This is a genomic window from uncultured Phenylobacterium sp., from assembly GCF_902826855.1.
Lineage (GTDB): Bacteria > Pseudomonadota > Alphaproteobacteria > Caulobacterales > Caulobacteraceae > Phenylobacterium.
This window is the reverse complement of sequence record NZ_CADEGK010000132.1, coordinates 1-13,493: the sequence shown is the minus strand read 5'-3', so window position 1 is coordinate 13,493 and position 13,493 is coordinate 1. Positions and strand designations below refer to the sequence as shown.

Annotated in this window: 12 protein-coding genes; 9 read left to right on the top strand and 3 right to left on the bottom strand. The window is 68.4% G+C overall.

From position 1 onward, the window contains the following. Nucleotides 1–686: 686 nt before the first annotated feature. Entirely contained in the window at nt 687–1,733 is a 1,047-nt protein-coding gene (locus tag QZV94_RS16915; protein WP_293679274.1) for a competence protein CoiA family protein, read from the bottom strand. Next, nucleotides 1,711–2,445, bottom strand: a complete 735-nt coding sequence (locus QZV94_RS16910) for a hypothetical protein (RefSeq protein WP_293679272.1) — start codon at nt 2,443–2,445, stop codon at nt 1,711–1,713. Before QZV94_RS16910 ends, QZV94_RS16915 begins: the two co-directional genes overlap by 23 nt. 223 nt (nt 2,446–2,668) lie before the next feature. Between QZV94_RS16910 and QZV94_RS16905 the strand changes: the two genes are divergently transcribed. Continuing rightward, nucleotides 2,669–3,172: a TIR domain-containing protein gene (locus QZV94_RS16905; protein ID WP_293679270.1), complete on the top strand. Its 504-nt coding sequence runs from the start codon at nt 2,669–2,671 to the stop codon at nt 3,170–3,172. Continuing rightward, nucleotides 3,169–4,101, top strand: a complete 933-nt coding sequence (locus QZV94_RS16900; protein ID WP_293679268.1) for a macro domain-containing protein — start codon at nt 3,169–3,171, stop codon at nt 4,099–4,101. The genes QZV94_RS16905 and QZV94_RS16900 overlap by 4 nt, the downstream gene beginning before the upstream one ends. 121 nt (nt 4,102–4,222) lie before the next feature. Here QZV94_RS16900 and QZV94_RS16895 read toward each other — a convergent pair whose 3' ends face one another. After that, a complete protein-coding gene (locus tag QZV94_RS16895) occupies nt 4,223–4,516 on the bottom strand; it encodes a hypothetical protein (RefSeq protein WP_293679266.1) in 294 nt (97 codons plus the stop codon). A 349-nt stretch (nt 4,517–4,865) separates the two neighbouring features. Between QZV94_RS16895 and QZV94_RS16890 the strand changes: the two genes are divergently transcribed. From QZV94_RS16890 to QZV94_RS16860, 7 genes are all read left to right on the top strand, one after another. Beyond that, on the top strand, nt 4,866–9,134 hold the full coding sequence (locus QZV94_RS16890) for a bifunctional class I SAM-dependent methyltransferase/DEAD/DEAH box helicase (protein ID WP_293679265.1): 4,269 nt from the start codon (nt 4,866–4,868) through the stop codon (nt 9,132–9,134). A 72-nt stretch (nt 9,135–9,206) separates the two neighbouring features. Next, on the top strand, nt 9,207–10,082 hold the full coding sequence (locus QZV94_RS16885; protein WP_293679264.1) for a zincin-like metallopeptidase domain-containing protein: 876 nt from the start codon (nt 9,207–9,209) through the stop codon (nt 10,080–10,082). Between the two features lie 92 nt (nt 10,083–10,174). After that, the gene (locus QZV94_RS16880) at nt 10,175–10,849 is read left to right on the top strand and encodes a DUF6884 domain-containing protein (protein WP_293679263.1); all 675 of its coding nucleotides are present in this window, start codon (nt 10,175–10,177) and stop codon (nt 10,847–10,849) included. Nucleotides 10,850–10,899: 50 nt separating this feature from the next. Further along, on the top strand, nt 10,900–11,187 hold the full coding sequence (locus QZV94_RS16875; RefSeq protein ID WP_293679261.1) for a hypothetical protein: 288 nt from the start codon (nt 10,900–10,902) through the stop codon (nt 11,185–11,187). 95 nt (nt 11,188–11,282) lie between these two features. Beyond that, nucleotides 11,283–11,870, top strand: a complete 588-nt coding sequence (locus QZV94_RS16870) for a hypothetical protein (RefSeq protein WP_293679259.1) — start codon at nt 11,283–11,285, stop codon at nt 11,868–11,870. After that, nucleotides 11,860–12,579: a DNA repair protein RadC gene (gene radC, locus QZV94_RS16865; RefSeq protein ID WP_293679257.1), complete on the top strand. Its 720-nt coding sequence runs from the start codon at nt 11,860–11,862 to the stop codon at nt 12,577–12,579. The genes QZV94_RS16870 and radC overlap by 11 nt, the downstream gene beginning before the upstream one ends. A gap of 63 nt (nt 12,580–12,642) precedes the next feature. Then, entirely contained in the window at nt 12,643–13,248 is a 606-nt protein-coding gene (locus tag QZV94_RS16860; RefSeq protein WP_293679255.1) for a hypothetical protein, read from the top strand. Nucleotides 13,249–13,493 lie beyond the last annotated feature (245 nt).

Sequence of the window (13,493 nt, the reverse complement as noted above, 5' to 3'; positions counted from 1 at the left end):
GCCGCCAATGACCCAAGCGCAGGCGCCGCCATCCCCGCCGCGGCCTGAACCCGTGACCAAGGCGCGTCCGCTGCGGCGGGCGCGCCTTTTCTTGGCGTGCAGATCCTCGTGGTATCCGCCTACCCGGCCGATATCGCGAGCCTCGCCGCCTAAGCGTCTGGCCTGTCGCGCCTGGCGGGCTTGAGACGGCCGCCCGAGCAGGACACCGTCGCCTCTGTTGGGGTCGAGCGTCTCGCAACGTAGGCCCGTGCCTGTAGCTAGAGGTGCGCAAACTACCGAAGCGACCATGCCCGCTGACAGCAAGGAAGGAGATGCCTGACCTGGACCCGCTGACGGCGGCAGTTCGCGTTGCAGGTCGGCTTCTCGCCAAGAAGCGGACCCGCAGGCGGCAGCCGACCACAATGCTCACCCCTGACTCGTTGCGGACGTTCGTAAGGGCCGCTTTTCGCCGGGATGAGCGGAGCGGTCTTGATAACATATTGAAACTACAATGCTTTCATCCATTCCGCAGACTTGGCGCCCCAACGGGCGCCCCCAATTCGGCGGGCGCTAGGGCGTCTAGCCTGCGGCGACCCGCCGCGCTGGGGCGCGGCCATCCCCACCATGCCCGCCGACGCCCGCGCCGCCAAGCCGGGGAGCCTTCGCCGCCAGAAGGGCCGCCGGGACCGATTTCCGGGCCGCCTGAGTCAATCGGGCGGCTGGTGGCTGTCTCGGCCCATCGGGGCGGCGTCTGGGCTTCTCCGACCTTCCACGCCGATCCTGGCGTGCGCGCCGCCTTGGGCGCCCAGCCGCCTCCAATCGCCGGGGGCGTCCTCTATCCGCGCCGGAAGCCAGCGCCCCTCGATGCATTGCTCAAGCTCGCAGACTTGCATCGGGAAGACCGGCCGGAACTGCAACACGGTGCGCAGTTCCCGCCGAAGCGGCCACGGCGACATCGTGCCATCCGGCGGCACGAACCACGCCGACAAGGCTCTCGCCGCACGCTGGACCCGGCCCCGCATCAGCCTGAGGGCTTCGGGCGCATAGGGTCCCTCAAGCGCCAGCCCGACCCATCGGGTCACCGGGGAGTAGCCGCCTGGGTTCGACTGATAGACGCCACCGGCCTCGTACCACTCCGAACCTTCGTGCCAGCCGAACGCCTGGACGAACCGGCCTCGCCAGAGCCGCGCGGCGCCCGCGTCGTAGAACCATAGCTCCCCGACCTGATCGTGCGCCCAGCGCTCCCAGCTGCGGGCGGCGTAGCGCTCGATCCATATCTCCCCGGTGGCGGTGAGGACGTGCGCCTCATCGAAGCGGCCGAAGTCCGTCAGCCGGAGCCACAGTGGCGCGACCGCCTGGACGCGGTAGCTCGCCGTCCGCACGGCAATCGCCTCGTCGGTGATATCGACCTGTTGAACCTCGATGGCGACGCGGCGGTCGGCTTGACCGGCCGGGTGGGCCAAGACGTCGATCCGCCGATCTCCGGCCAGGCTCGGCAGCCACGCCTCAAGCTCGACGTGCACGCCGCGCGCTCGGAGCGCCGCCGCCAGGGCCCGCTGCGCGTTCAGATGCGCCTCGCTCATCTTCGAGCCGAAGGCGCATGTCGCGTCGGGGTGGTGCTGGAAGTGCCAGGGCCGAATTTGGCCGGCGTGGAGGATGACGGGCGCACCGCAGCCGCGACACACATAGGCGACGCCGCGCACGGCATGCGCGGCCTCGACATAGTCGGCGTCAGCGGCTCGCGCTGTGAGCATGCGCCCGGCGCACCGCTCGCGGATCGTAGTCCGGATCGCCCCCATGGCGGCGGCAGTAGCCGCCCCGCTCGACGGCGACCTTCCAGTCCTCGACATCGAGTTGGACAGTTCGCCCGGCGACCGAGGACTTGCACCGCGTGGCGTCCTTGTTGCGCCCCTCACAGCCCACGCTCCCGCACGACGAAAGCCATTCGACGAACGCCTCTCGGCTGAGGCCGAAGTGACCCGCGAGCGCGCCGGTCGCATCCTTGAGGTAGGCGGCGGCCTCTGGCGGTCGAAGCGAAGTCCGCAGGCAGCCCCACCCCAGGCCGCGGTCAATCCAGTAGTCCCTGCCGTGGGCGATGTGCGCGCGGATGATCTCCCGCTCGCATTCGTCGGGCGCGGGCCACTCGGTCATGGGCTCGGACGGCTCCCCGCCGCCGCCCGCACCGTGGCCGCGCGGCTGGTACTGCATCCGCCCAGCCAGCACGAGGAAGGCCGATTGTCCCTTCTTCCCCGGAAGGCCGGTGACGGCCTCGGCAAGCGCCAGGCTGAGCCCCTTACCGAACCGGTGATAGGCGAAGACGGCGGCCGAGACCCGCTCGCTCTGATCCTCGATTTGAGCCAGATCGCGGGCGCACTGGCGCCGTTGCTCCTGAGCAGCCTCTAGGGCGCGCTCAGCGCGCTCGAGGTCGTCGTTGGCATCGACCAGTCGTTGTAGGGCCGGGTGCATCCTCGGGGCTCGTCTGTTCATCCGCGCGGAGCTTCGCCGTTCGACGCTAGCACTCGCGGCCGAGTCGAACCGCCAGGGACGGCCGAACAACCTGTGGACAGGCGGCCTTGCCCCACGGCGAGGCCTGCTCAACCGAGCGGTGCTCTCCACAAACACTCGCGCGTTGTGCGCGCCTCTGATTCGGCCCCACACTCAAGCTTCATGGGGGGCCTCGCCCGAAGCTATGGCGTACCGAAACAGAACCTTCGTCTCCTTCGATGGAGACACCGACATGCACTACTACCGGCTGATGACCGCTTGGCATCAGAACGACCGGTCGGCCTTCAGTTTCTACAACGCCCACGACCTCGAACAGGCCCGCGACACCTCCCAAGAGGCGACCATCAAGGCGTCGCTCGCCCGGCGCATGGCGGAGTCCAACGTGTTCGTGCTCCTCGTCGGGGATCGCACCCGCTTCCTCTACAAGTTCGTCCGCTGGGAGATCGAGCAGGCCCTAAGCCGCCGGCTGCCGATCATCGCCGTCAACCTCAACGGCACCCGCTTCATGGACGAGGAGCGGTGTCCGCCGGTCCTCCGGGACAAGCTGGCGATCCACATCAGTTTCAATCCGGCCGTCATGCAGTACGCGCTGGAGACCTGGCCGGGCTCCGACGCCCAGGCTCGCGGGCGTTTTGTGACCGGTCCGCACTACTTCAAGGCAGAAGTCTACGGGCGCTTCGGCCTGTGAGTTGGTCGCGGGCCTTCTATTGGGTCGACGCGCTCGGAAAGAACATCTTCTCCGCGCGCGGTGCCAACGCGTTCCTCAGCGCCTTCGGCGTGCTCTGGTTCATGGTCGAGGCGAGCGCGTTCTTTTCCGAGGACTTCGGGAAGCTGCTCAAGGCCAACGCCTGGGCCTTCGCCGTCGCCGGGTTCGTCTATTCGGTCTGGCTGTGCCGCCCCTTCCTGAAAACGGAGTGCAAGCTCACCGGCCGCGACGTGGGCATCGAGGTCCGGATCGGGGATGTCTTCAAGGAGGAGAAGGCCGCTGAGAGGGTCCTGATCATCGGGACGAACACGACTTTCGACACCAAGTTGGGCGCGCCGCTCATCGCCGAGCGGAGCGTCCAAGGGCAGTTCACAAAGCGCTATTTCCCGAACGAAGAGACGCTCGACCTGTCGATTGGAAAGGCCCTTGAGGGCATCGCCGGCGAGCAGCTTGACGGACCGCGCGCGGGCAAGAGCGTCCTCTATCCGATGGGCACCACCATTGAGGTGAAGGCGGCCGGAGGCGTCCGCTCCTTCTGGGTCGCGATGGCCGATCTGAACGAGCACGGCACGGCGATCACCAACCTGTCGAACCTCGAACTCGCCCTCTCCGAGCTGTGGGTTCACATGGGCGAGCGGGGCACTTGCGATACGGTCGTCATGCCCGCCATCGGCTCCCGCTTCGGCCAGATGACGATCTCCCGCGAGGCCAGCGTGCGCCTCATCATCCAGTCGTTCCTCGCCGCCTGCGCCGAGCGGACCTTCTGCGAGAAGCTGGTGATCGTGCTCAGCGGCACGGACGTCGTGCGCCACAAGATCGACCTCCGCGAGATCGGAACCTTCGTCCAGCACGCCTGCCGATATTCGAGCCCGCCTGTTGGCGGCGCGCCGGTTGGAACCCCGGTCGGCTAGGGGTCGAGGTCCGGTGCCCGGATCGTCGGTCCCAAAACCGGAGGCAAAACCCTCGGCGTTTTTTCTTGGATTGCGGCGCCGGTCGCGGGCAGGACCGGTGCAGGGACTGATGGCCCCCGCCCTACTCCTCCCGCCTCTTTGGCGGCGTGAGCAACTCCCAGCGCCGTCGATCCAGCTTGCCTGTCGGGGTGATGAAGTGCGCGCGCCGAGCCCGAAATATCTCTAGCCCACCGATGGACTGGCCCTCCGTTGGGTCGGTGTTCGGACCCTCTACGAGAACGCCGGTGAGCATCCAGCTTCGCAGACCGTTCTGCACGACCGTGAGCATTGGCCCACCGCTCATCCCGCGGAAGTCGAGGTTGTCCGGCGGCAAGCCGTCCCCGAAGACCGGAATGAGATTTTCCCGCTCGACCATGCTCGAAACGTCCCGCTCGCTGACACTGCTGCGGCTAGCAACATTCGGTTGCCGAGCAAATCGTCTCCACAAGAAGCTGAAGGGCAAGGACGGGCTGCAAGCCTTCGCCTGCGCCCTAGCGCATGGCGGGGTGAGGCGCCGTGTACCTCAGGAGCGGTCCGTTTCCGCCGTTTCAGACGCTCAGGTCGCTGCTCTCAGGTTGTTCATCTTCGCCGAACCGGCCCCGCTGAGCGCCTGAGGCGGCGCTACCCCGTCACTTGGCGCGGGAAAGGGCTGGGTAGGGAAGGGGCTCGCGAGCCCATGGGACGGGAGGCAGGCGCCCTCCGCCACGGGTCTGGAGCTCGCTTCCATGTCCTCTTCGTCCTCCTTATTCGCCGCCGCCGCTGGGGCCGACAAGCCGGCCAACATCCTTGCCGCCGCCCGTTCGTTGGCCACACACCTGACCCGCGCGCGGGCGCTCGATCGCCGCCTGATCGCCAGCCTGATGGAGGTCTGCTTCAACGGCACCGACGCCGACGGCGCCTGGAGCTGGCGCGACGCTTATGACGCCGTCGAAGCCGCCCTTGTGCTTCAGATGCGGCGCCTCGCCCCGCAGATCGGCCGCGTCGAGGACGCTCCGGCCCAGATCGCGGCCATGCTCACGCATCTGACCGAGCTCGCCCCGACCCACACCCGCCGCTCGGAAGAACAGATCGCCCTCGACCAGTTCTCCACGCCTCCCGCCCTGGCGGCTCTGGCCGTGGCCGCAGCGCAGGTTCGCCCGGGTGATCAGGTTTTAGAACCTTCCGCCGGCATCGGCCTGCTCGCCGTCGTCGCCGAGGCCTGCGGGGCGAGCGTCCACCTCAATGAGCTGTCGCCTCACCGCGCCGAGATCCTCGATGGATTGTTCGGCTCCGCGGCGAGGACACGGCACGACGCCGCCCACCTCCCGGACCTGCTCAAGATCGCGGGAAGCTTCCATGCGGCGGTGACCAATCCCCCGTTCCAGCAGCTAGAGGCCCACCTCGCCGCCACCTTGCGCACGCTCGCAGATGGCGGGCGGATGTCGGCCATCGTCCCCACCCGCTTCTTCGACGACGAAGAGGCGCTGGCGAAGCTGGAGCGGCATGGCGCGATCATCGCGGCGATCGCCTTCCCGGAGCGCGCCTACGCGAAGCACGGCACGTCCGTCCAGACCGGTCTTCTCGTGGTCGATCGCCTCGCCGCGGCGGAGCCTTGGTCGCACAACGTCCACCTCTCGGAGACCTTGGCCGACGCCGCCGAGGCGGTGAAGGCGATCTCGGCCCGTGGCAACGCCCAGGCGCGGACCTTCCGGGACGTCTCGATGGACGCGCTCCTGCAGCCGCGCGCCCGCGCCCTCGCCGGCCCGAGCAGGAAGTTCGAGTACCTCGCCGCGGCCACGCCTCTCGCCTACGAGCCCAAGGCCTGGAGCGGCGAAGGCCATGACGTCGGGCTCTATCAGGCCTACGGCCCCAGCCGGGTCGTCATCGCGAATGCCAAGCCGCACCCCAGCGACCTGGTTGAATCCGGACCGATGGCGTCCGTCCCGCTTCCTGCGCCAACCTATCGGCCGATGCTGCCGCCGGCTCTCGTGGAGTCGGGCGCCCTTTCAGAGGCCCAACTCGAGGTCGGCATCTACGCGGGCGAAGCCCACAGCCGGTTGCTCCCCGGCTGGTGGCGACGCGGCGAGGCGGACCATGAGCTTCGACTCGTGCCGGATGGGTTTGAGGGCGCCTTCCAGCTTCGCCAGGGCTTCTTCCTCGGCGATGGGACCGGCTGTGGCAAAGGTCGTGGGGGCGCCGCCCAAGTCATCTTCGACAACATGGCGCAGGGCCGCCGACTCCACATCTGGCTCTCGAAGAACGAGCCGCTGATCGAAGACGCGCGGCGGGACTGGAAGTCGGTCGGCGGATCCCCGTCCGACATCGTGCCGCTGAACGCCTGGAAACTCGGCCAGAGGATCCGGTTGGAGGCAGGCATCCTCTACGTGACCTATGCCACCCTCCGACAGCCCGCCCGAGGCGGCAAGGCGTCCCGGCTCGACCAGCTGGTCGAGCTTCTCGGACCGGAGTTCGATGGCGTCATCGTGTTCGACGAATCCCACGCCATGGCGAAAGCCATCGGCGGCGAAGGCTCGCGTGGCCTGACAAAGCCCTCCCAGCAGGGACAGGCTGGCCTCGCCCTGCAAAACCGGCTGCCCGACGCTCGGATTCTCTACGTCTCGGCGACCGGAGCCACCACCCCGGAAAACCTGGCCTACGCCGGCCGCCTCGGCCTCTGGGGCGGGCCGGAAGCGCCGTTCAACACCCGTGAGGACTTCTTGAAGGCGATGACGTCCGGGGGCGTGGCGATGATGGAGGTCGTCGCGCGTGAGCTGAAAGCCATGGGGCTCTACATCGCTCGAAACCTCAGCTTCGAAGGCGTCGACTACGAGGCTCTCCGCCACGCGCTGACGCCTCAGGACGTGTCGATCTGGAATGAGTGGGCGGACGCCTACCAGCTGATCCACGCCCACCTGAAGGAGGCGCTCGAGGCCACAGGCGTGACCTCGGAGGGAAAGGCCCGCTCGGGCGCGGCCAAGTCGGCGGTCATCTCCGCCTTCGAGGGCAGCAAGCTGCGCTTCTTCGGATCGCTGCTCGGCGGGCTGAAGGCGCCCAGCCTGATCAAGTCCATCCGGGACGAGGTGCTCCCGTGCGGTGACTCGGCCGTCGTCCAGATCGTCTCGACAAACGAGGCCGTCCTCAACCGCCGCCTCGAGCAGATCCCGCCGGAGGAATGGCGCAATCTCTCCATCGATCTCTCGCCGAAGGAATATGTGCTCGACTACCTCCGCAACGCCTTCCCGGTGCAGGCCTGGAAGGTCGTTGTCGACGACGAGGGCGAGGAGACGATCGAGCCCCTGCGGGACGAGAACGGCGCGCCGGTCGTCTCCCAGGAGGCTGTCGCCATGCGCGAAGACCTCATCGAACGGCTCGCCTGCCTGCCTGGCGTGCCCAGCGTTCTGGACGCGCTCCTCGCGGCCTTCGGGCCCGAGGACGTGGCCGAGATCACCGGCCGGTCGCGGCGTGTCGTCATCCGCGACGGACGCCGTTTGCCGGAGCGCCGCAGCGCTCACGCCGCGAAGTCCGAAACCGACGCCTTCATGGCCGGGTCCAAGCGCATCCTGGTCTTCTCGGACGCGGGCGGCACCGGGCGCAGCTACCATGCCGACAACACCGCGCCGAGCCGAAACCGCAGACGCCATCACTACTTGGCTGAAGCTGGGTGGCGCGCCGATGCGGCGATCCAGGGCCTCGGGCGGTCGCACCGCACGAACCAGGCCGTCGCCCCGCTTTTCCGGCCCGTCACGACCGACATTCAGGGGGAGAAGCGCTTCATAAGCACCATCAGCCGCAGGCTGGACAGCCTGGGCGCCTTGACCAAGGGCGACCGCAAGACCGCTGGCAACGGCCTCTTCTCAGCGAACGACAACCTCGAGAGCGAATGGGCGGTCCAGGCGCTGAGCGCCTTCTACGCCAACATGATCTGGGGCTCGGCCTCATGCATGGGGCCCGACGAGTTCCAGGAAAAGACCGGCATCACCCTTTACGATGGGGAAGGCTCCCCAAAATCCTCCGATGAGCTTCCGCCCATCAACACCTGGCTCAACCGCATCCTGGCGCTTCGGATCGAGGATCAGGACAAGATCTTCGAGGATTTCCAGGCGATCCTGGACAGCCTCCTGGAGCGCGCGGCGCAGAGCGGCAAGCTCGACCGCGGCGTCGAGGACATCGACGCCGAGGATGTGAACCTCGTCTCGGAGGAGGTGCTCCGCACCGACATTGCCACGGGGGCCGAGACGCGGCTGCTGACCTTCGATGTCCGCACCCGCCGGCATGTCGTGTCGGCCGATGCGGCCATCGGCTGGGCCCCCATGAGCTCCAGCCGCTTCTTCCTCAACGCGCGGACGGGAGAGGCCGCCATCGTGCAGCGCGGCATCACCATCACCGACGCAAACGATCGGCTGACCAAGGGTGTGAAGCTGTTCCGGCCGACGAAGAACGAAGTCATGCCCGCCGATCAGTTCAAGGAGAGCGCCTGGTCGAAGGCCGAGGAGAGCGTCTGGCGCAAGGCCTGGACGGCCGAGGTGCTGCGCACGGTTCCTTGGATCGTCCGGCGCATGGGTCTCGTCACCGGGCTGCTGCTGCCGATCTGGTCAAAAATCCCCGGCCACCACACCCTCGTGCGCCGGCTGAAAGCACCGGATGGTCGGCGCTGGCTGGGGCGTGAGATCAGCTGCGACAGCATCCCGCAGCTGCGGCTCCAGCTCGGCCTGTCGGATGTCGCCGAGGTGACGGCCGACGCCGGCGACGTGATCAAGCTGATCATCGAAGACCACGCCGAAGTGCAGCTCGCCGAAGACCTGTGGCTGCGGCGAACCATGTCCATGGGGCGCCCGCGGCTTGAGATCGTCGGCGGCGGCGCCCATCGCGAGGCCTTGAAGGCGCTGGGCTGCTTCGTGGAAGTCATCAATTTCCAGGGCCGCGTCTTCGCCCCCACGGATCGGCAGCAACCCCTGGCCGGCGTCCTCAAGCGGTGGCCCGCCGTCCGCATCGTCGCCCGCGACCGCGCCGCGTGAGCTGAAAGGCGAGGGGAGGGCCATCCCGGGCGGTCGGCCGGGATGGGCCCGTCGGCCGACTGGAGCCGCATCATGGACCGTCCGATCGACAACCTTCTTCAGACCTTCATCAGCATGATCGAGGCCGGCGCTCCGCCGTGGCGGCAGCCGTGGGCGAACGGCGCACAGGGATCACTCCCGCTGCGCGCCGATGGCCAGCCCTTCTCCGGCACCAACTGCTGGATCCTCGCCGCCGTGGGGGCCTCCGCCGGTCGCGCAAGCCCCTACTGGTTTACATTCAATCAGGCGCTCGGGATCGAAGCGCCAGTGCGCAAGGGTGAGCGGGGCCAGCACGTCATCCTGTTCAAGGTCCGCGCGGCGGAAGCGGCGAACGATGACGGGGAGGTCGAGACGCGTGCCCTGAAGTACCTGAAGACCTACGTCGTCTTCAACGCTGACCAGCTCGAGGGTCTTCCCGACTTCTTCCGCGGCGCACCGGCCATCGACGAGGATCTTCGGTCAAGGCTGCGCGACGAAGTCCTGGACGCAATCCCAGCTGAAATCGTGCTCGGCGGAGACCGCGCCTACTACGCGCGCGCAACTGACCGCGTCCACCTTCCCCCACCTGAAGCCTTCATCAGCGCCGACGAATTCCAGTCGACGAAAGCGCATGAGCTCGCGCACTGGGCGGGCGGCGCCGCCCGCCTCAACCGCGAATTCGGCAAGCGCTTTGGCGACCAGGATTACGCCTTCGAGGAGCTGATCGCCGAGATCGCTGCGGCGCAGCTCGGTCTCCATCTGCGAACGCGGCCCCAGACTCTGTCCTCGCACGCGAGCTACCTCGCCGGGTGGGCGAAGATGCTCAAGGCTCGGCCGGGCGCTCTTATCGAAGCCTCCGGCCACGCCCAGCGCGCCGTGGACTTCCTGCTGCAGTTCAGTCGGCCGGCGGCCGCGAGCCTGGCGGCCTGATCGCAACGGCCGGTTCTCGGACCAAAGGGGAAGGGAGGCTCCCAGGTGGCGCCGCCTCCCGATGGGGGAGGCGCTTCCGAGAGCTTCGCTCCATGCTTCGCCGAACTGTCTATCTCGTGGCCTGCACCAAGACCAAGGCCGCCGGACCCCGCGCCGCGAAAGACCTCTACACCTCGCCCTGGTTCCGGAAAGCTCGCCGCTATGTCGAGAGCCGACCCGGGTGCTGGTTCATCCTCTCCGCCGAACATGGTCTACTGGACCCTGAGGCGTTGATCGCGCCTTACGAGACCACTCTGAGGCGCATGACCTGGGCCCAGCGGATCGCCTGGGCCCAGCGGGTCCATCGCCAGCTTCTGGCCCGGCGGCTTCTTCCCGGGTTCCTGGCCAAGATCATCATCTTCGCGGGCCGCGACTACCGCGAGCATCTTGAGCACTGGTTCACGCTCGGCGGCCGCGACCCACGCGGCGTGGAAGTCCCGCTCCGCGGCATGCGGCTCGGTCGACAACTGGCCTGGCTCACGGCGAATGCACCCGCGGGTCCCCCAGAGCCCCCCGCTCCGGTCACGCCCGCGCTGCAGCAGGCCGTCAACTGGAACGATGTCCCCGACGAGCGCCCGCCAATTTTCGAGGAGAACGACGCCTACATCGCTCATCTCCGCCGTCAGCTGCCGCTTCGCGTGCGTTGCCGCTGGGGTCGCGATGCCGGATCCGATCCCGCGCTCGCCGGTCTCGACACCCCGCTCTTCCGTCCCCTGTTGGCCTCCTGACGGCCGCTCGAACGCCGTCCCAGGAGGGATCGGCGGCCGGAGATTTCACCATGAAAATGCTCGCCATCCACTGGCGCGACGAGGCCTATGGCCAGCACTCTGGAGCCCAGGCCGCCTTCCGCCTCTACGACACGGCGCTGATGAGCGACACCGCCGTGCGCCGTATCCACGGTAAGGCCCGCAAGGCGGGCTTCACCTTCTGCTTCAGTCGCTGCTCGTGGATCGCCTGCCGGATCCGCGCGGCGCACGCCTTCGTCGGGGGCGTTCAAGCCCTTGGTTACGCCGTCTCCCACGAGGAGTGCTGGCGGGCGCTCCCGCCGCCGGAGGCCGGCGGGTAACCCGCGGACGCCGCGTCACGCAGGAGCCCCGAAAGATCGAAGGGGGAGGGACGCACCGGGTGATCCGATCTGGGATCGCCGCACGGAGCTGCGCCATGAGCACGCTTGCCTGTCTGGTCCGCAAGGACAACCCCGACATAGCTGTCGTCGGTACATTCGACTCCATTCCGGGTGTCGCGCTCGTCATGGGCGCGACCCTGGGTGACGGCGACCGGCTCGAGCTGGCTTTCGCGAACGAAACCCGCGTCCTCTGGGACGGGCAGCACACCCTTCTCAAGCGCGGCCAACGCATCTTCATCGACGAGAACGGCGAACAGCTGCCCGAAACCGAGGTCGCGCTTCTCGACCAAGGCCGCCTGGTGTGCCCGGGCCCAGGGCCTTCGGCGGCCGCTGTGGCGCCAGCTATCGAGCCCATGCTGGTGATCTCGACGGCCCACGTCCGCCCCGTCACCCTGCAGGTCCTCCGGGGCGACGTCGTCGGCGTCGCCCCGCACCGCGTGATCCCCCATGAGTACGGGGCCATCCTCTACGTCGGGGAGCCGGCGCCCTGCAGCCCGGATCTGGAGGCGCCGCTCGCCCTGGCGCGCTCGCAGGGCTGCGCGTGGCTCAACCTCGACAGCGATGCGGCCGAACTGGACGGACTGGCGGTCTACGACTGGGCGGGGGCGGCTCATGCGGAATGACCTGTTCGAGCCCGACCCTGAACCCGGAGTCGCCGAGGCCAAGGCGCAGTTCGCCGGCGTCGACGGCGAGCCCGGCCTGCAGGCCCGGGCGATGCAGTGCGGTGTGGACCGCCTCACCGACACTGAGACGCTGACATTGCTGCTGTCGGAGCAAACCGCCCGTGGCGCCGCCACGCTCGCGGCGGCGCTGCTGCGCCGGTTCGGGGATCTGCAGCACGTCCTCGGCGCATCGACCGCCGAGCTGCAGCAGATCCTTGAGCCCGCGGCCGCCGTCCGGCTGAGGCTGGTGCACGACATCGCGCGCCGGCTCCTGCTCTATCCGATGGCCAAGCGCTGCGTGATCTCTTCGTGGTCGGCCCTGCAGTCTTACCTGCGCGTCGTCTCCGCCGCCGACCCACGGGAGGCATTTCGGGTCTTGTTTCTCGACCGCCGCAATCAACTGATCGCGGACGAGGTGATGGGGGTCGGAACCCTCGACCACGCACCGGTCTACCCGCGCGAGGTCGTCCGCCGCGCCCTGGAGCTCAACGCGGCGAACCTGATCCTCTCGCATCAACATCCCAGCGGCGATCCGACGCCCTCGAGGGCCGACGTCGAAATGACCAAGCGTATTATCGAGGCCGCGCGGGCGCTCGGCATCGGCGTGCACGACCACGTGGTGGTCGGCGGCGACAGCACCGCCAGCCTGAAGGCGCTCGGCCTGATCTAGGCCGCCTCACCCGCCCCCTCGCTCTGGCGGGTCAATCCTCAACCCTTGAACAGGAGCATCCCGATGGGATGGACCGTCTATCATCGTCGCCCGGCCGACCCGCGCGCCGAGCTTCGGAGCCTCTTGACCCGCAGCGGTCCTGAAGGCTCGCGACGCCCGCTGGCCGACGCCTTCGTCGGCTCCACCTGGTACGCCGCGGTCGAGGACGTCACGCCGGTAGGTGCGCGCCACGTCTGGGCCGCCGTCTTCCTCGTGATGCGGGGCAAAGAGTTCGGCTACAAGGACATGTGCGAGAGCATGGGCCCCTGCGAAGATCGCTGCCCCAAGCGCATCCTCGACCTGCTGACGCCCCTTGATGAGACCTACCCGCACATCGGCTACGCGACCGACTGGCGGGCTCGCTGCCGGGCCAATCTGGCCGCCCGCAAACCGCCACCGCTGAAGGACGGCGCGCTGGTCAGCTCCCAGGCGCCGTACGTGCTGCCGTCCGGTCCCTGCTCAACCTTCACCGCACGTCGCCTGCCGCGCCGCGGGCGGCCCGTCTGGCGCTTCTACGCCGGGGACGGCTCGGGACCGTACTTGCTGCGCAACTGGCGCCAACTGCAGGTCCTGACGCCGCCGGCGGCTCTGACGGACGTCGCAGCGCCCCGCCAGGAGCGTCTCCTGTGACGCGCCCGGGACCTGGCGTCGCGCCTGATCGAAACTGGCCGGTTCTGGCGGCGTACGGGGCGGGGGTCGACAGCACCGCCATGCTCATAGAGCTGGTGTCGCGCGGCGAGCGGCTGGACGCCGTGCTGTTCGCCGACGTCGGCGCAGAACGTCCCGCGACCTACGCCTTCCTCGAGCTCTTCACCTCGTGGTTGTTGGACCGCGGCGTTAGCATCCACGTGGTCCGCTACCAGCCGCGCAACTTC

Bases quoted from the DNA above. Each gene is read 5' to 3' on its own strand.
- QZV94_RS16890 (WP_293679265.1), top strand. From the start codon at position 4,866: ATGTCCTCTTCGTCCTCCTTATTCGCCGCCGCCGCTGGGGCCGACAAG.
- QZV94_RS16915 (WP_293679274.1), bottom strand. From the start codon at position 1,733: ATGCTCACAGCGCGAGCCGCTGACGCCGACTATGTCGAGGCCGCGCAT.
- QZV94_RS16905 (WP_293679270.1), top strand. From the start codon at position 2,669: ATGGCGTACCGAAACAGAACCTTCGTCTCCTTCGATGGAGACACCGAC.
- QZV94_RS16870 (WP_293679259.1), top strand. From the start codon at position 11,283: ATGAGCACGCTTGCCTGTCTGGTCCGCAAGGACAACCCCGACATAGCT.
- QZV94_RS16875 (WP_293679261.1), top strand. From the start codon at position 10,900: ATGAAAATGCTCGCCATCCACTGGCGCGACGAGGCCTATGGCCAGCAC.
- QZV94_RS16880 (WP_293679263.1), top strand. From the start codon at position 10,175: ATGCTTCGCCGAACTGTCTATCTCGTGGCCTGCACCAAGACCAAGGCC.
- QZV94_RS16895 (WP_293679266.1), bottom strand. From the start codon at position 4,516: ATGGTCGAGCGGGAAAATCTCATTCCGGTCTTCGGGGACGGCTTGCCG.
- radC (WP_293679257.1), top strand. From the start codon at position 11,860: ATGCGGAATGACCTGTTCGAGCCCGACCCTGAACCCGGAGTCGCCGAG.
- QZV94_RS16910 (WP_293679272.1), bottom strand. From the start codon at position 2,445: ATGCACCCGGCCCTACAACGACTGGTCGATGCCAACGACGACCTCGAG.
- QZV94_RS16860 (WP_293679255.1), top strand. From the start codon at position 12,643: ATGGGATGGACCGTCTATCATCGTCGCCCGGCCGACCCGCGCGCCGAG.
- QZV94_RS16885 (WP_293679264.1), top strand. From the start codon at position 9,207: ATGGACCGTCCGATCGACAACCTTCTTCAGACCTTCATCAGCATGATC.